The organism is Yinghuangia aomiensis (genome assembly GCF_039542225.1).
Lineage (GTDB): Bacteria > Actinomycetota > Actinomycetes > Streptomycetales > Streptomycetaceae > Yinghuangia > Yinghuangia aomiensis.
The window spans coordinates 95808-112660 of sequence record NZ_BAABHS010000011.1; the positions used below are offsets into that span (position 1 = coordinate 95808).

General features: G+C 71.0%; 11 protein-coding genes and 2 pseudogenes. 10 read left to right on the forward strand and 3 right to left on the reverse strand.

Annotated elements, in window-relative coordinates:
• Positions 1 to 205: 205 nt before the first annotated feature.
• Positions 206 to 1939 (forward strand): ABC transporter ATP-binding protein, encoded by a 1734-nt coding sequence (locus ABEA93_RS17010; RefSeq protein WP_345676407.1) that lies wholly within the window; start codon positions 206 to 208, stop codon positions 1937 to 1939.
• Positions 1936 to 3864, forward strand: coding sequence for an ABC transporter ATP-binding protein (locus ABEA93_RS17015; RefSeq protein WP_425584968.1), 1929 nt, complete (start codon positions 1936 to 1938; stop codon positions 3862 to 3864). The genes ABEA93_RS17010 and ABEA93_RS17015 overlap by 4 nt, the downstream gene beginning before the upstream one ends.
• 75 nt (positions 3865 to 3939) lie before the next feature.
• Here the strand turns inward: ABEA93_RS17015 and ABEA93_RS17020 are convergent, their stop codons facing one another.
• A complete protein-coding gene (locus ABEA93_RS17020; protein WP_345676408.1) occupies positions 3940 to 4596 on the reverse strand; it encodes a TetR/AcrR family transcriptional regulator in 657 nt (218 codons plus the stop codon).
• Between the two features lie 206 nt (positions 4597 to 4802).
• Between ABEA93_RS17020 and ABEA93_RS17025 the strand changes: the two genes are divergently transcribed.
• The 4 genes from ABEA93_RS17025 (at position 4803) to ABEA93_RS17040 (ending at position 9658) form a co-directional block, all read left to right on the forward strand.
• A complete protein-coding gene (locus ABEA93_RS17025) occupies positions 4803 to 6266 on the forward strand; it encodes an MFS transporter (protein WP_345676409.1) in 1464 nt (487 codons plus the stop codon).
• 114 nt (positions 6267 to 6380) lie between these two features.
• Complete coding sequence (locus tag ABEA93_RS17030) at positions 6381 to 6902, forward strand: hypothetical protein (RefSeq protein WP_345676410.1); 522 nt, start codon at positions 6381 to 6383, stop codon at positions 6900 to 6902.
• A gap of 270 nt (positions 6903 to 7172) precedes the next feature.
• A complete protein-coding gene (locus ABEA93_RS17035; RefSeq protein WP_345676411.1) occupies positions 7173 to 7562 on the forward strand; it encodes a VOC family protein in 390 nt (129 codons plus the stop codon).
• Between the two features lie 194 nt (positions 7563 to 7756).
• Positions 7757 to 9658, forward strand: coding sequence for a bifunctional serine/threonine-protein kinase/transporter substrate-binding domain-containing protein (locus tag ABEA93_RS17040; RefSeq protein ID WP_345676412.1), 1902 nt, complete (start codon positions 7757 to 7759; stop codon positions 9656 to 9658).
• Between the two features lie 392 nt (positions 9659 to 10050).
• Here the strand turns inward: ABEA93_RS17040 and ABEA93_RS17045 are convergent, their stop codons facing one another.
• The gene (locus ABEA93_RS17045) at positions 10051 to 11805 is read right to left on the reverse strand and encodes a hypothetical protein (protein ID WP_345676413.1); all 1755 of its coding nucleotides are present in this window, start codon (positions 11803 to 11805) and stop codon (positions 10051 to 10053) included.
• Positions 11806 to 12167: 362 nt separating this feature from the next.
• On the opposite strand from ABEA93_RS17045, the gene ABEA93_RS17050 reads away from it, so the two are divergent.
• The 4 genes and pseudogenes from ABEA93_RS17050 (at position 12168) to ABEA93_RS17065 (ending at position 15234) form a co-directional block, all read left to right on the forward strand.
• On the forward strand, positions 12168 to 12758 hold the full coding sequence (locus tag ABEA93_RS17050; RefSeq protein ID WP_345676414.1) for an HDIG domain-containing metalloprotein: 591 nt from the start codon (positions 12168 to 12170) through the stop codon (positions 12756 to 12758).
• A 113-nt stretch (positions 12759 to 12871) separates the two neighbouring features.
• Positions 12872 to 13522, forward strand: a pseudogene (locus tag ABEA93_RS17055) (serine/threonine-protein kinase); the annotation flags it as partial.
• A gap of 348 nt (positions 13523 to 13870) precedes the next feature.
• A pseudogene (locus tag ABEA93_RS17060) lies at positions 13871 to 14680 on the forward strand (PP2C family protein-serine/threonine phosphatase); the annotation flags it as partial.
• Positions 14681 to 14985: 305 nt separating this feature from the next.
• Complete coding sequence (locus ABEA93_RS17065) at positions 14986 to 15234, forward strand: hypothetical protein (protein WP_345676415.1); 249 nt, start codon at positions 14986 to 14988, stop codon at positions 15232 to 15234.
• Positions 15235 to 15773: 539 nt separating this feature from the next.
• On the opposite strand, the gene ABEA93_RS17070 is transcribed toward ABEA93_RS17065, so the two are convergent.
• The gene (locus ABEA93_RS17070; RefSeq protein ID WP_345676416.1) at positions 15774 to 16775 is read right to left on the reverse strand and encodes a helix-turn-helix transcriptional regulator; all 1002 of its coding nucleotides are present in this window, start codon (positions 16773 to 16775) and stop codon (positions 15774 to 15776) included.
• Positions 16776 to 16853: the final 78 nt, after the last annotated feature.

The following is a 16853-nucleotide window of genomic DNA, read 5'->3' on the forward strand; positions in this document are numbered from 1 at the left end:
GGGCTTTTCCCCGGCCGGGGAAAATTTGCCCGACCGCAACCCGCCCCCGGCGAAAAACAGAGGACGGTACCGGCTCCTTGGTGGTTACATATATCTTCGCCCGAACGGGGTGCGCTTCGGCTTGCCCCGCTTCGGCACGGCGCGGTCGGGAAGGCTGCACCGTCGGAGTTGGTGGGGACCTCCCCCCGTTGCCCTGAGAGATACCGTGCTGATCAAACTCGTCAGGGGCCATTTGCGGCCCTATGCCGGGGCCATCGGATTGCTGGTGATACTCCAGCTGATCCAGACCTCGGCGACGCTCTATCTGCCCACCCTGAACGCGGACATCATCGACAAGGGTGTGGTGAGAGGCGACAACGGCTACATCTGGCGCACCGGCGGGGTCATGCTGGGCGTTTCCGTCCTCCAGATCATCTGCTCGGCCGGCGCCGTCTACTTCGGTGCCCGGACGGCCATGGCGCTGGGCCGCGACATGCGCGCCTCGGTCTTCGACCGCGTCCAGTCGTTCTCCGCACGCGAAGTGGGGCAGTTCGGCGCGGCGTCGCTCATCACGCGCACCACGAACGACATCCAGCAGGTCCAGATGCTGGCGCTCATGACGTTCACGCTCATGGTGTCGGCGCCGATCATGTGCGTCGGCGGCATCATCCTGGCGCTCAACCAGGACGTGCCGCTGTCCATGCTCCTCATCGCGATCGTGCCGACCCTCGGTGTGATCGTCGGCGTCATCGTGAGCCGGCTGCGTCCGCTGTTCCGCCGCATGCAGGACGACATCGACACGGTCAACCGGGTGCTGCGCGAGCAGATCAGCGGCCTCCGGGTGATCCGCGCGTTCGTCAAGGACGAGCACGAGCGCGAGCGGTTCGCCGAGGCGAACGAAGAACTGACCGACGTGTCGTGGCGCGTCGGCCGGATCATGGCGCTGATGTTCCCGCTGGTGATGACCGTGGTCAGCCTTTCCAGCGTGGCCGTGATGTGGTTCGGCGCGCACCGCATCAACAGCCATTCCATGGAGATCGGGTCGCTCACCGCGTTCCTCAGCTACCTGATGCAGATCCTCATGTCGGTGATGATGGCGACCTTCATGTTCATGATGGTGCCGCGCGCCGAGGTCTGCGCCGAGCGCATCCAGGAAGTCCTCGACACCGAGACCACCGTGGTGCCGCCGCTCGCGCCGGTGCGCGAGGTCGCCCGGCACGGCTACGTCGAACTCCGTGACGTCGGCTTCCGCTACCCCGGCGCCGAGGCCCCCGTGCTGCGCGGCATCGGCTTCACCGCCCGGCCCGGCGAGACCACCGCGGTCATCGGCTCGACCGGCAGCGGCAAGACCACGCTGCTCGGGCTTATCCCGCGGCTGTCCGACGTCAGCGAGGGCGCCGTCCTCGTGGACGGCGTGGACGTCCGCGAACTCGACCCGGCGCTGCTCGCCCGGTCGGTCGCGATCGTGCCGCAGAAGCCGTACCTGTTCTCCGGCACCGTCGCCACCAACCTGCGCTACGGAAACCCGGACGCCACCGACGAAGAGCTGTGGGAGGCGCTGGAGACCGCGCAGGCCAAGCCGTTCGTCGAAGCGATGCCCGAAGGCCTGGACGCGCCGATAGCGCAGGGCGGCACCAACGTGTCCGGCGGCCAGCGGCAGCGCCTGGCGATCGCGCGGGCGCTGGTGCGCAAGCCCGAGGTGTACCTGTTCGACGACTCGTTCTCGGCGCTCGACTACGCCACCGACGCGCGCCTGCGGGCCGCGCTGGCCCGGGAGATCGGCGAGGCGACGGTGATCATCGTCGCGCAGCGGGTCAACACCATCCGCGACGCCGACCGGATCATCGTCCTCGACGAGGGCGAGGTCGTCGGCGTCGGCACGCACAACGAACTCATGGCGGGCAACGAGACGTACCGCGAGATCGTGCTGTCCCAGCTCACCGAGGAGGAGGCGGCATGACGGACGTCGAACGCAAGGATGCCGTGCCGCCGCCCGCCCCGGAAGGCGGAGCGGCCGCCGCTTCGGAGGGGGAAGGCGCGACGACCGCGCCGCGCCGCGGTCCGGTGGCGCAGCCCGGCCCCGGCCGGTTCATGGGCGGCCAGCCCGTGGAGAAGTCGCTGAACTTCAAGGCGTCCGGCAAGCGGTTGCTGGCGCTCCTGGAGCCGGACAAGTTCCTGGTGTACGTGGTGGTCGTGCTGGCCGTGCTCGCGGTCGCCCTGTCCGTCGTCGGGCCGAAGATCCTCGGCGAGGCGACCGACAAGATCTTCCGCGGCGCGTTCGGGCCGTCGGGCGTGGACTTCGACGCGGTCGGGGTGATCCTCGGCTGGGCGGTGCTCGTCTACGTGCTGTCCGGCGTGTGCAGCATCATCCAGTCGCGTATCGCGAACTCCGTGCTGCAGCGCGCCATCAAGCGGCTGCGCGGGGACGTCGAGGACAAGATCGGGCGGCTGCCCCTCTCGTACTTCGACAAGCAGCCGCGCGGCGAGGTGCTGAGCCGGGTCACCAACGACATCGACAACCTCGGCCAGACGCTCCAGCAGACCATGAGCCAGCTGCTGTTCTCGCTGCTGACCATCGTCGGCGTGCTCGGCATGATGTTCTGGATCTCCTGGCTGCTCGCGCTGGTCGCGCTCGTCACCGTGCCGGTGTCGATCGTGGTCGCGGCGCGCATCGGCAAGAAGGCGCAGCCGCAGTTCATCCAGCAGTGGAAGACCACCGGCAAGCTCAACGCGCACATCGAGGAGATGTACACGGGCCACTCGCTGGTCAAGGTCTTCGGCCGCCAGGAGGAGTCCGCGGAGATCTTCCGCCAGGAGAACGAGAAGCTCTACAACGCCTCGTTCCGCGCGCAGTTCGTCTCCGGGCTGATGCAGCCCGCGATGATGTTCATCGGCAACCTCAACTACGTGCTGGTCGCCGTCATCGGCGGGCTGCGGGTGTCGTCGGGGGCGCTGTCGATCGGCGACGTGCAGGCGTTCGTGCAGTACTCGCGGCAGTTCAGCCAGCCGCTGACGCAGGCCGCGAGCATGGCGAACCTCATCCAGTCGGGTGTCGCGTCGGCCGAGCGCGTGTTCGAACTGCTGGACGCGCAGGAGCAGTCGCCCGACCCGGACCCGCCGGCCCGGCCGGCCGAGCTGCGCGGCCGCGTGGCGTTCGAGAACGTGGCGTTCTCGTACAGCCCGAGCAAGCCGCTCATCACCGGTCTGTCGCTCACCGTCGAGCCCGGCCACACGGTCGCCATCGTCGGCCCGACCGGCGCGGGCAAGACCACGCTGGTCAACCTGCTCATGCGGTTCTACGAGGTGACCGGCGGCCGGATCACCCTGGACGGCGTCGACACCGCCGCCATGTCGCGCGACGAACTGCGCGGCGCGGTCGGCATGGTGCTCCAGGACACCTGGCTGTTCGGCGGCACCATCGCGGACAACATCGCCTACGGCTCGGACGGCGTGACCCGCGACCAGGTCGTCGCGGCGGCGAAGGCCGCGCACGCCGACCGGTTCATCCGCACCCTGCCGGACGGCTACGACACCGTCGTCGACGACGAGGGGACCGGCATCAGCGCGGGCGAGAAGCAGCTGATCACCATCGCCCGGGCGTTCCTGTCCGAGCCGACGATCCTCGTCCTCGACGAGGCGACCAGCTCGGTCGACACCCGCACCGAGGTGCTGATCCAGCGCGCGATGGCCCGCCTGCGCGACGGCCGTACCGCGTTCGTCATCGCCCACCGCCTGTCGACCATCCGCGACGCGGACACCATCCTCGTCATGGAGAACGGCAGCATCGTCGAGCAGGGCACGCACACGTCGCTGCTGGCGTCGGGCGGCGCGTACGCGCGGCTGTACGAGTCGCAGTTCGCGGCGGCGCCGGCGGAGGTCGACTGACCGGCGGTTCCCGGTTGCCGACAGGGCCCGGATCGCTCGTGGTGAGCGGTCCGGGCCCTTGTCGTCTTTCGCGGGTCAGGTCGGTGTGGTGCCGCGCAGGAGGATGTCGACGAGGGCGGCGAAGTCCATCGGCGGGTCGGCGGGGAAGCCGGACTGCTCGGCCGCGATCCAGCCCATCACGGCCGCGGCGAAGGCGTACCAGCACTGGCGGGCCCGGTCGTGCGGATTCCCGGCGAGTTCGAACGCCCGGGTGGCGGCCCGCTCCACGGGCCCGTGCCCGGCCTCACGGTGGATGCCGACGGACAGCATGCGCGCGGCGAAGCCGGGGAAGGCGGTGAACTCGCGCCGGATCGCGTACGCGAGATCGGTCAGCCACTCCCGCCAGTCGGCCGCCGTCGGCTCGCGCTCCGGCACGATGCGGCGGCCCATCTCCGCGCTGGCCAGGTCGAGCAGCTCGTCGCGGTTGCGCACCCAGCGGTAGAGCGCGGACGGCGCGACGCCGAGGCTCCCGGCCACGCTCTGCATCGTCAGCGTCGCGAGGTCCTGCGCCATGACGGCGGCGGTGATCCGCTCCCGGTCGAGGGTCGGCGGACGTCCCACGCGCGGGGCGCGGAGGCCGCGCGCGGTGGTGGCGGCGCGTTTGACCGCCGGTTTTCCTGCCGGTTTCCCGGCCGGCTTGCCCGTCGGCTCTGCCGCCGGGGGCGGCTCGGGTGCGTCGTCGTCGTGCGGCATGCGGGGGAGCATAGCTGGCCGCACTAGTTAGTGAATGAGCTTCACAAACTAGTGAGGTTTGCCTATTCTCTTGCTTCGTCAGGAGTTCCGTACGTCTTTACGGGGGTGGCTCCGCCATGCCTGCACGTCCTGTTTCCGTTCCTTCTCCTTCCTCCGGTTCGTCTCCTCCTTCCGGTTCCTCTGTTCCGGGCTCCGGTTCGCCGACGGTGGTGCGCGACGGCCCGGCCGGTCCGCGGCCGGGTGTCCTGTTGGGGCTGGCCTGCCTGGTCGTGTTCGTGGTGATCCTGGACGCGACGATCGTGTCCGTCGCCCTGCCCGGCATCAGCGACGGCCTCGGCATGAGCGCCACGTCGCTGCCGTGGGTCGTCAACGCCTACACGCTGGCCTTCGCCGGCTTCCTGCTGCTCGGCGGCCGGTGCTGCGATCTGTACGGGCGGCGCCGCACGTTCTTCGCGGGCCTCGTCCTGTTCACCGTTGCCAGCGCGGCCTGCGGGGCGGCGAACGGCGCATCCGCGCTGCTGGCCGCGCGGATCGCGCAGGGGATCGGCGGCGCGCTGCTGACCCCGACCACGCTGGCGATCATCACGCACACGTACCCGGAAGGCCCGCGCCGGGCCCGGGCGTTGGCGCTGTGGAGCGCGGTGGGGGCGATGGGCGCGTCGGCGGGCACGGTGCTCGGCGGGGTGCTGACCGAATGGCTGAGCTGGCGCTGGGTGTTCCTCATCAACCTGCCGGTGGGCGCGGCGGCGTTCGCGGTCGCGGCGCGGGTGCTGCGCGACCACCCGTCGGCGTCCTCCGCGCGGGGCGCGGGCCGGCCCCGGCTGGATGTGCCGGGCGCGGTGCTGGCGACCGGCGGTATCGCGGTACTGCTGTACGGGCTGATGGAGTCGTCGGCGTACGGCTGGTCGGCGGGGCGGGTGTGGGGGCCGCAGGTCGCCGGGGTCGCGCTGCTGGCGGCGTTCGTCGTCCATCAGGCGCGGTTCTCGCCGAGTCCGCTGGTGCCCAAGGAGGTTGTCCGGGCCCGGTCGGTGGTGAGCGGGAACTTGGTGATGTTCCTGATGGGGCTCGGGTTCTTCGCCAGCCCGGTCCTGCTTTCGTTGTACGTGCAGGGCGCGCGCGACTGGTCGCCGCTGCGGGCGGGCCTGGCGTTCCTGCCGGTGAGCGCGGCCCTGATGGCGGGCGGCATCGCGACGGGACGCCTGCTGCCCCGGTTCGGACCACGCCTGGTGGCCGGTGTGGGCACCGCCATCGGCGCGGTCGGCTTTGCCTGGCTCGCCCTCGCCCTGGCTTTCGCCCGCGACTCGGGCTACCTGCTGACGATCGGTCTGCCCGGCGTGGTCTTCGGCCTCGGCATCGGCGCGTCGTTCACCCCGATCACCGTCTCGGCCACGTCGGGCGTCGCCCCGCACCTGGCCGGGATGGCCTCGGGGATGCTCAACACCACACGGCAGTTGAGCGGCGCGGTGGGCCTGGCGGTGCTGACGACGATCACCGCGTCCGCGTCGTCGTCCTACGCCGACGACCACCCGGGTCCGGCGGGCGGCAAGGCGGGTATGGCCGCGCTCGCCCATGGCAACGCCATCGCGTTCGCGGTCGCGTCGGCCGCGGCGGCGGCGTCGGGCGCGGCTTGGTGGCTGATGCGGGGGGCGGGGGTGAAGGCGGAGGGGTGAGGGGGTGGTGTAGTCGGCGTCGGGGACTGGTGTGATCCCCGACGCCGACGGACCACGGCAACGGGATCTGCATCTAGGCTCCGTACAGCGGGACGTCGGTGGAGGTGTGGACGCGTGATCGGTGACCGGTGGGGCGTTGACGACGACGAGACCGCCCGCTCCTACCCGTGCGACGATTTCGTCGACTCGCCGGCGCTGCAGGCGTGGCGGGGCGTGACCGTCGAGGCGCCCGCGGAAGCGGTATGGCCGTGGGTCGCACAAGTGCGGCTTGCCCCCTACGCCTACGACTGGATCGACAACCTCGGCCGCCGCTCGCCTCGCGAACTCGCCGGCCTTCCCGAGCCGCAGGTCGGAGAACGCTTCACGTGCGCCGGCGGGCGCAAACTGGGCCGGATTGTCTCGGTCGAGCAGGGGCAGCAGATGACGGGCACCATCATGGGCGCCTTCATGTCATACGTCCTTGTGCCTCAGGGTGATCACACCACGCGCCTGCTGCTCAAGGTCACCATGGAAACGAACCGTGTGGTGGCCCTCGGGCTGTCCCTCGGCGATCTGATCATGGCCCGAAAGCAGTTGCTGAACCTGAAGCTCCACGCGGAGCGGCATCACCGTCGTCGCTCTCCTCACCGTTCCTGAAGCCGCCCGCCCGAGCGCCGACGGGCGCATCCCCGACGTCGTCGCGCGCGATCGGCGGGTGTCGCGGCCTTCCCCGTGCGCCGCTCCTCGGTGGGCCCGTCCTGCAGACGGGCCCACCCCCTCGACGTGACCGTGGTGGAAGCCCTCCGGCTCGACGTCCGGATCGGGCTACCCCTCGGTTCTGCGTGTCACCGGCCGTATTCGGTGCCCGCAGCGACCGAAGCGACTGAACCGCGGTGGACATGGTCGTCGGGGGTTGGGCGGCGTAACATGCGCGAGGTGATCGTGGGGTTTTCGCACATTCAGCTTGTGGTGCGCGATGTCGATGCAAGCGCGGCCTTCTACCGGGCGGTTCTCGGGCTGGAGGATCTCGCTTCGGGAACGCTCGAGTCCGGCGCGTACGCGGCCTTGCGGCATCCGACGGCGGGGTTTGTGGTCGGGATGCAGACGGCGGTGGACGGGGGCAGCGCGGCCACGGCCGGGATCGACCACCTCGCGTTCGCCGTGGCGGACCTGGGGACGCTCGAAAGGCTGCGCGGCGAGCTGGCCGCCGCGGGCTTCGCGCCCGGTGACATCTTCGAGGAAGCGGTCAGCTGCAACCTGCGGCTGACCGACCCGGACGGGCTCGTGCTGGAACTCAGCGCACCGAAGCGGCAGTAGCGTCCGAATCGGCAGTGGCGCCGGATGCCCTGACGTGGAGTGGTCCCGTGCACGCTCTCGTGCCGACTGGCTCACGCCCGCAGCGAAGACCTCAGGGCAACGAATAGGCTTCGGCCCCGCGGGCGTTCAGCAAGTGACGGTGTGCTGCGTTGATACGACCGCGGCAGGGAGGCCGAACCGACGCGGGGGTAGCGATGCAAGCGAGCCGGCCCGAAACCCCGCAGCAGATCGGGCCCTTTGCTGTTCTCGGGCGGCTGGGCAGCGGGGGCATGGGGGACGTCCATCTCGCGCGGTCGGCGGGTGGGCGGCTGGTGGCGGTGAAGACGGTTCGTGTCGGTCTGGCCGATGATCCCGAGTTCCGGCAGCGGTTCGCGCGGGAGGTCGCGGCCATGCGGCGGATCGACGGCATCCGGACCGCGGCGTTTGTGGAGGCCGATCCGCAAGCTGAAACCCCATGGTTGGCCACCGAGTTCATCGCGGGCCCCGCTCTCGGCGACGCCATCGGCCAGTTCGGTCCGCTGCCGGAGTCGGGTGCTCGGGCACTCGGTGTCGGGCTTGCGGAAGCACTCGCCGCCATCCACGCCGTGGGTCTTGTGCACCGCGACCTCAAGCCTTCGAACGTCCTGCTGGCCGCCGACGGCCCACGCGTCATCGACTTCGGCATCGCACGGAGCACCGAGGACACGACGGGCCTCACCCGGACCGGCCACATCGTCGGTACTCCCGGCTACCAGTCGCCCGAGCAGGCGAACGGCGACCGGATCGGACCGGCGAGTGACGTCTTCTGTGCCGGACTGGTGCTGGCATACGCGACCACCGGACGGAACCCCTTCGGATCGGGGGATCCCGTGCAGCTGCTGTTCCGCATCGTGCACCAGCCGCCGGACTTGGCGGGCGTCCCGGAGGCCCTGCTGCCGCTGGTCCAGGGGTGCCTGAGCAAGGACCCGAGCCTGCGGCCCGCGCCCGCGCAGATGCTTCGGCACCTCGGGCCCGCCGCGCACCCGGTCGGCGGGGCATGGCTCCCAGGCCCGCACATGGGCCTGGTGCGCGACGTGGAGGCTCGGACCGCGACGTACGTTGCACGGATCCCGCCTCCGCCGCCCGCACGCCGTCCGGCACCGGCACCGGTGACTCCCGCGACCCGGCCGCCGACGCCGACGCGGCGTCGACTGCTCGTCGGCGGGGGAGTACTGGCCGTGGCCGCGGCGGGCACCACGGCGTTCCTGTTGCGGGACATCGGGAGCACCAACGGCAACTCGGACAAGGCGGCGGGCAGCGGCACCGCTTCGAAGCCGACCACACCAGGACAGTCGCCGCCTCCCGGCGGCACGTCGTCGACCCCGAACGCGGCAAAGAACATCACCCACTTGCCCGACCAGTACCAGAACGTGATCAAGGTCGGCATCGACCCGTCCTACCCGCCCAACGAATCTCTGGACGCAGGCGGCCGGGTCGTCGGTCTGACCCCCGACCTCACCGCGGCCATCGGACGGCAACTGGGCGTACAAATGACTTTGGTGCCAGTGAAGTTCGACCAACTCCTGCCGGGACTCCAGGTCAAGCAGTTCGACGTGGTCATATCCTCGATGACGGATACCAAGAACCGTCAGGGGCAGGCCGACTTCGTCGACTATTTCAGCGCGGGTTCCTCGATCCTGGTCGCGAGGGGCAACCCGAAGGGTTTGCGCGCTCTCACCGACCTCTGCGGTCGGACGGTGGCGGTCCTGGCGGGCAGTGCCCAGTCCGACATGACGTCCACGGCGGAGTGCAACGGCAGATCGATCACGACCGTCAGTGCGGACAAAGCGGACCAGGTCGCGGAACAGGTCAAGGCGGGCAGGGCGGTGGCGGCACTCCTGGACTTCCCGATCGCCGCGGGTCTCGTCACGGGTGGCAGCGACTTCGAGATCGTCGGGCAGCAGATCGACCCGGCGCCGTACGGAATCGCGGTGCGCAAGGAGGACAGCCAACTGCGCGATGCCGTGAAGCAGGCCCTGCAGAGCCTCATTGCCGACGGTGAATACAAACGGATCCTGGACGCCAAGGGCCTTGGCGCGGGGGCGTTCCAAACGGTGACCGTCAACGCGGGAACCTAGGCCCCCGCAACTCGCCGTCCGCGCAGCCGTCCGATGACCGGCGTCCGCAGTGACCTGCCAATTGACGGAATCGGGCATCACAGGCGGCCACGCCGACAACTCGGGCAAGTGTCGGCGCTCCCGGGCCGCTCGGGGGATCGATGTACGTGTGGGCGACGCCCTGCCGCTGCCATGAGGCACGCCCGCGGTCCGGCCCAGCCGGGCGTTGGCCGCGTGGACGGGCCGGGCGAACAGAACAACGTGACAAGGAACAGTCATCTCGGTCGTACCCGGCCCGCACGGATCCACCTAGGTCGTTGCCGTTCGGCTCGGCCCGGGACCGGCCGTCCCACGGACGGCCGGTCATGTGCCTCGTCCGGCCGGTCAAGCGTCGCACCCGCCGGTCATGCGCCTTACCGGGCGTCCGGGCCGCCGAGGTCGCCGCGGCGCGGGCCGGGGCGCAAGTCGCGGCCGAACCCCTCCGGACCGGGCGCCGGCCCCGTCCCCTGCGGGCCGGGAGCCGCCTGCTGCCAGGGGCCGGCTGCGGGAGGCGGCGTGGTGGTCTGACCGGCCGGATCCGGCGGGATCCGGAAAGCCGCGGCCTCCGGATCGAAAGCCCCCTGCGCATCCCCACCCGGCGCCGCGGCTGCCTGGGCCGGGACCGCCGCAGGGGGGTAGGGGTACCCGCCGAAGGGGCCCGGGTTCGGTCCGGCCGGCCCCGGGCCGCGCGTCGGCGTGCGGAGCCCGGCCCAGAGGGCCAGGGGCACCGCGAGACCGGCGAGCACCAGCAGCGGCACGGGCACTCCCCACGGCCGTTCCGTCAGCGCATCGACCCACGCGTAGTGCACCGCCGAACTCTGCAGATCCGGCCATACCGGGCTGCATGTCGCGGTCAATCCCAGTGCCGCCAGGGCGGGTTCGGGCCGCAGGGCGCCGATGACGACGCCGAGGGCGAACGCGCCCGCGGCGCGTGTCAGCAGGATGTGAGTCTCGCCGGTGTCCGCGCCGGCCGCTTCGCAGAGGACGAGGAGTACCGCGGCGAGGACGATTGCGTACGATCCCGCGGTCCGCGCCACGACCGCGCCGACCACGCCCGCCGCCGCGAGGCCGAGCAGCCATGGCACCGACTCGCCGGCGCCGTCGAAGCCGAGTCCCGGATTGAACGAGGTGCGGTCGAATCCGAACAGTGCGGCGGGCACGGCGGCGAGCCCCACCGCCATGGCCAGCAGCGAACCGGCCACCGAGGAGAAGCCGCCGGCGGTGTAGGTGAGGGCGGCCGCGACCAGGCAGCCGAGGAGGGCGACCACGGGCCACAACGCGACGGCTTTCGGGATCCCGTCCGGGTCCACGAGCGTCCACACCGCGACCGCGGTGCCTGCCAGTCCGAGCAGGACCACGCCGCGGAACGAACCGCGGGAGGCCCGCGGCCAGCCCTGCCCGGGCCCGACCAGCACCTTCCCGGTCGGCAGGAGCACGAGCAGAAGCAGCAGCGCGATCAACGGAAGGGCCGTCTGGAGCACCGCGTCGGGCTTCCACAACTGCAGCAGCAGGTCACGGCCGACGACGCTGAACATCAGCGGGACCGCGGCGGCGAAGGTCGCGGCGAGCGCGGCGTTGAGCGCCGTGCGGTGGGACGGGGGCGCGATGTGCACCCACAGCACCACCCCGACCATGATCTGCACGGCGAAGGCGAACCGCAGCAGATAGACCAGCCCCAGCCAGCGCGGCGGCTGCCCGTCGCCGGCGGCGACGAGGTCCAGCAGCGAGGTGAGCGCGGTCCCGCCCAGGCCGACCAGCAGGACGCCGGCCACCGCGCCCCGGCGGTGCACGAAAGCGGTGTCGGTCAGCCCCACCCCGCCGATGACGAGCGGGATCGCCCACGGCAGCAGCACCGCGGTCAGGTCCCAGATCGTCCAGCCTGCCGAACCGCCGGAGCCGGCTTGCCCGTAGCTGGTGGCGTCCGGCGCGACAGCGGCCGACGGACCCCCCAGCGACCCACCCGCGCGCAGTGAGATCAGCGCGGATCCGACCGCGACCACCACGAGTACCGCGCTCGGCAGCCATTCCAGCGCCCGGCCGCCGAGCGGCTGCGGACGGCGCGCGGTACGTTCCGCCAGCGCCGCACTCGCCTCATACGTTCTCCGCAGCAGTCCGCCGCCCACAGCCATGCCCGATCCCCCAACCGCCCGGATCCCCGGGAACAGATATCAATCCCCCAAAAGGCCGCGTCTGTGCGGCAGTTGCTCGTTGGGATGATAGGGAAGCGGTGGACCATGTGTCATGGCCGAACGGTTCCCGGACCGGACTGCAACGCTATGGCGACAATGCTGCGCACTGACGGACTCGCCGACAACCGCATCGCCCGACCGCACAGCGCAACAGGACGGCAAGCACGCTCGGTGCCTTCCCGGGCAAGGAGCGGGACTCGCCGGCCTCACCCGGCCGCCAGGCCCCCGCTTTCGGCCGGCCGGCCTTTCCCTCCATGCTGATGCCTGCGAACCGCGGCACGTGGTGAAAGGAGCGTTCGCGCATGGAGATTCCGACGGACCAGGAGATCCGCGAGCTTCACCAGCGGCTCGCGCCGTCGCCGGAGGCGTTCGAGCGGGTGTACACGCACTGCCGGATCGTCTGCGAGCTGGCCGAGCAGATCATCGACCGCCGCTGCCTCGCCGTGGACGTCGCCCTGGTCCGAGCGGGGTGCCTGCTCCACGACATCGGCGTCTACAGGCTGTCCGGCCCGCCCGGGGAGCGGGAGCACTACATCCGCCACGGCGTGCTCGGCGCCGGGATACTCGGTGACCTGGGCTTCCCCGAGACCATCCGCCGCTTCTGTTCGTGCCACACCGGCATGGGCCTGACCCGCGACGACATCCTCCGGCAAGGCCTGCCGATCCCCGTCGCCGACTACGTGCCGGAGACGGTCGAGGAGGAACTCGTGATGTACGCCGACAAGTTCCACAGCAAGTCCCGGCCGCCCGTGTTCGTCGGAGCAGCCCACTACATGGTGGCCGTACGCCGCTTCGGGGACGACAAGGCCGCAAAGTTCGAGGGCCTGGTCGACAAGTACGGCGAACCGGACCTCGCGCCACTCGCGGCGTCGTACGGCCACAAGGTTGTCTGACCGGCGCGTCCGGTGCCGAACACGTAGGGGGTAAGCGGTTGCAAGCCTTGGAGCCGGGAGATCCGCGGCAGGTGGGCCGGTACCGGATCACGGCGCGGATCGGCGCGGGCGGGATGGGCCGGGTGTTCCTGGCACGTTCCCCCGGCGGGCGGGCGTTCGCGATCAAGGTGGTACATCCGGAACTGGCGCGCGAGGCGGACTTCCGACGCCGGTTCGCCCGCGAGGTCGCCGCCGCGAGGCTGGTCAACGGCGCCTTCACCGCCGGAGTGGTCGACGCGGATCCGCACGGTTCCCCGGCTTGGCTGGCCACCGTCTACGTTCCGGGCGTCTCTCTCAAGGAGGCGGTCGCGCGGCACGGACCCTGGCCGGCGGCCGCGGTCCTGGCCCTCGGCGCGGGTCTGTCCGAAGCCTTGGAAGCCATCCATGACGCCGGGGTGGTGCACCGTGACTTCAAGCCGTCCAACATCCTCCTGGCCGCCGACGGACCGCGGGTCATCGACTTCGGGATCTCGATCACGAGCGAGGCGAGCACGTTCACCGCTGCCGGAGCGACCGTCGGAACACCCGGCTTCATGTCCCCCGAGCAGCTCACCGGCGCTCCCGTCGGCCCGGCGAGCGACGTCTTCGCCCTCGGCGCGGTGCTGGCCTACACCGCCACCGGTGTGCACCCCTTCGGCACCGGCCATGCACACGTCCTCCACTACCGCGCCGTGTACGAGAGCCCCGACCTCCGGACTCTTCCCCCGGAGCTGCACGGCATCGTGGCCGCCTGCCTGGCCAAACAGCCCGGGCAACGCCCCGCCTTGGCCGACCTGCTCCGACATTTCTCCGGGCAGATCTCCGGCCGCCGCCATGAGGTCGCCCATGCCACGCACGTACGCATGGAGCCGGGCTGGCTGCCTGCCCAAACCGCAAGCCTCGTCCGCGAACATGCCACGACCGCACCGTCTTTCCCTCCACCCCTGACACCTCCTCGGCCCGTGAATCCCCCTCTCCCGGTGGCACCCCCTCTGCTTGTCACACCCCCTGTTCCTGTCACACCACCGCGGGCCGGGATCGATCAGGAACCGACCCGAACCCGGGAGCGGCCCGGGCTTGGCGGGTTCTTCCGCGTGTCGCTCCGATACGCCGCATGGTCGAATCGGGGGCTGATCCAGAAGGGCAACGGGGACTCCGGTTACGCCGGACCGCGGCTGCTCGCCATTGCCGACGGCACACACGTCCAAGCCGGTCACCAGACCGCGGGAGGCGTCCCGTCCGCGGAAGTGATCGCGGCCATCGTCACGCTCGACGACCACGAACCGGGACACGACGTCCTCGCCCTGCTTGCAACTGCCGTGCAGCAGGCCGATGCTCGGCTCCGGCAGCTGGCCGCGGAGGATCCGCAGCCGGAGGGCATGAGTTCCACGCTCACCGCCCTGCTCTGGACCGGCCGGCGGCTCGCTGTGGCCCACGTCGGCAACTCCCGCGCCTACCTGCTGCGCGACGGCGTGCTGACGCAGATCACCCAGGACCACACCTTCGTACAGCGCCTTGTCGACGAAGGCCGCATCACTACGGAGGAGGCCGCCACCCATCCGCAGCGCTCCCTGCTGCTGCGCGCGTTGGGCAGTGGCGACGACGCCGAGCCAGACCTCTCCCTCCACGAGGTCCGACCCGGCGACCGCTACCTGATCTGCTCCGACGGCCTCAGCAGTGCCGTCTCACACCCCGCGATACACGACACTCTCGCCTCCTTCGCCGACCCGCGGACGGCCGTGCGAGAACTCGTCATGCTGGCGCTCCGCGGCGGCGGCCCGGACAACATCACGGTCATCGTGGCCGACACCGTCGCGCACACCGCCTCCGGCTCCGACTCCGGTGACACCCCGGACGAACAGTTCTCGGACGTCCCGATAGTGGTGGGCGCGGTCGCCGAGGACTTGCACTGACCGCGCTTCACCGGCCCAATCGCTTTGGTGCGCCCTGCGGTTCGTCGCACGCGGTGTCCACGGCCGCACGCCCGCCCTGTGCTGCTCTACCGACGATGGACGAGCTCGTTAGGGTTGACGATGTGCATGAGATACGGCTGGTGCGATCGCGGTGGCATCCGGGGGCGGCTGCCGGACATGACGGCCCGGTACTGGTGACGTTGACGGACTTTACGGCGGCACGTTCGCGGGATCTCCCGGGGATCGCCCGCGCCGGATTCCGACTGCGTCGCCATTGGCCCGTGCTGGAAGGGGCCGTGGGGGTCTGGCTCTGGGCGTCTCCCCAAACGCGACGCGTCGGCTCGGTCGCCGTGTGGACGCATACCGCGGCCCTGCACGGCTTCGTAGGCCTGCCGGATCACGTGGCCATCATGCGCCGCTACCGCGACCGGGGCACAGCCCGTTCCGTGTCCTGGACGGCGGACCGCGCCGTGTCCGCAGACGAGTTGTCCGCCCTCTGGTCGGACGCGCACGCACGACTGACCGCCGGCACCACCCCGAACTGAACGCTTCCGTTGTCCGCGCCGTCCCTGGTCTGTGCAGTTCGCGGCACCAACTCGTCGCAGGAGCGCTCTATTTGCCGACCTGCGCGCGCACCGGCCCCCGTGCCGGGGTTGCCTCGTCAGCCGCGTCGGGACGGTCGGCACCCCAGCGGGTCTTCAAGGAGCCTCGACATCCTGGGTTGGTCGACCGCCTTGTGACACGGACAAGCCAGTCGTCGACAGAACCGAGTGTCCCCTGTCGTCCCGGCACGACCGCCACTCGCCCCGATGTCCGCCCAGGGCACGCACGGCGGGATTTGCGGGCGCGTGGCACGGGTGTGTTCAACGTTCATGTCGGTGGGCTACGTTCCGTCGGCTCTCGGCGGCGATGGTGCAGAACCGGCTCATGATCCGGTGGTAGCTCTGCGGCTCGAATCCCTTTGGCGGGCGGGCCGTCGACCCACTGCCGCCAGAGCCCGCCAGGGGCGTCCTTGCTCCGATTCCGGGTTCGTACCTGGTCCGATGGCCGGCATGCGGCGGCTGTCGCTTCCACGAGGCGGGACTTATGCGGCCGGGCCGGCATCGGGTCCCGCGGATCGGGCGGCGCGGGCGTAGCGGGCGGCGAGGTCGGCGCACGCGGTGGCCAATTGCGGCGGGCCGATGATGTCGAAGTCCGTGTCGAAGCGGCCGAGGGCTGCGGCGAGGCCGGTCCACGACCACGAGCCGAGGGTGAGCCGGCATCGGTGGCCGTCGAGTTCCTCGACGATTCCGTCGCCGGTGAAGGGCGCGACCTGGGCGGCCGGGAGGTGGAGGACGACTTCGCCGCGGCAGGGCCAGTCGGCGGTGGCGTCGTCGCTGCCGTGGAACCGGCCGGTGAGGAACTCCGAGATGCTGTGGCCGGGGAGGTCGCGCGGGGCGAAGCGGGGGCCGGTCGGGGTGCGGGGCCTGATCCGGTCGGCCCGGAAAGTGCGCCAGTCCCCGCGGTCGAGGTCCCAGGCCACGAGGTACCAGTGTCGGCGCCATGTGGCCAAGTGGTGGGGCTCGACCCGGCGGCGCCGGCTGCCGTCCGCGGTGTTCGGGCCCGGGACGTAGTCGAAGCGGAGTTCTTCGCGGGCGTGGATGGCCCGGCTCAGCTCGACCAGGACGTCGTTGTCGACCCGGGCACCGTGCTGCGTCTCGGGCGGCCGGACGGCGGTGACGCGCAGCAGGTCGATGCGGTGGCGCAGCCTGGACGGCATGACCTGGCGGAGCGCGGCCAGGGCGCGTGCGGCGTCGTCGGGGACGGCGGTGCCGTCGGCCGCGGTCTGCAGTGCCACGGCCAGAGCGACGGCCTGGCCGTCGTCGAACAGCATGGGGGGCATCCGCGCGCCGGCTTCCAGCCGGTAGCCGCCGGCCGGGCCTTTGGCGGTCGCGATCGGGTAGCCGAGGTCGCGCAGGCGGCCGATGTCCCGCCGCACGGTGCGCGTGGTCGTGCCCAGGTGCTCGGCCAGCTCGGCGCCCGAACGCTCGCGGTGCGTTTGGAGCAGCGACAGCAGTGCGAGCAGCCGGGCGGAGGTCTTCTGCATGCCGTCCATTCTGCGCGCAGTACAGGACACAGCCTGTCCGCTACCTCGGCCACTGTGGACGACGAGCCGTCCGGGACG

What these genes read in the sequence shown, in the direction of transcription:
- ABEA93_RS17015 (WP_425584968.1), top strand. Translation starts at nt 1,936, where the DNA reads ATGACGGACGTCGAACGCAAGGATGCCGTGCCGCCGCCCGCCCCGGAA.
- ABEA93_RS17020 (WP_345676408.1), bottom strand. Translation starts at nt 4,596, where the DNA reads ATGCCGCACGACGACGACGCACCCGAGCCGCCCCCGGCGGCAGAGCCG.
- ABEA93_RS17035 (WP_345676411.1), top strand. Translation starts at nt 7,173, where the DNA reads ATGCGCGAGGTGATCGTGGGGTTTTCGCACATTCAGCTTGTGGTGCGC.
- ABEA93_RS17040 (WP_345676412.1), top strand. Translation starts at nt 7,757, where the DNA reads ATGCAAGCGAGCCGGCCCGAAACCCCGCAGCAGATCGGGCCCTTTGCT.
- ABEA93_RS17045 (WP_345676413.1), bottom strand. Translation starts at nt 11,805, where the DNA reads ATGGCTGTGGGCGGCGGACTGCTGCGGAGAACGTATGAGGCGAGTGCG.
- ABEA93_RS17050 (WP_345676414.1), top strand. Translation starts at nt 12,168, where the DNA reads ATGGAGATTCCGACGGACCAGGAGATCCGCGAGCTTCACCAGCGGCTC.
- ABEA93_RS17070 (WP_345676416.1), bottom strand. Translation starts at nt 16,775, where the DNA reads ATGCAGAAGACCTCCGCCCGGCTGCTCGCACTGCTGTCGCTGCTCCAA.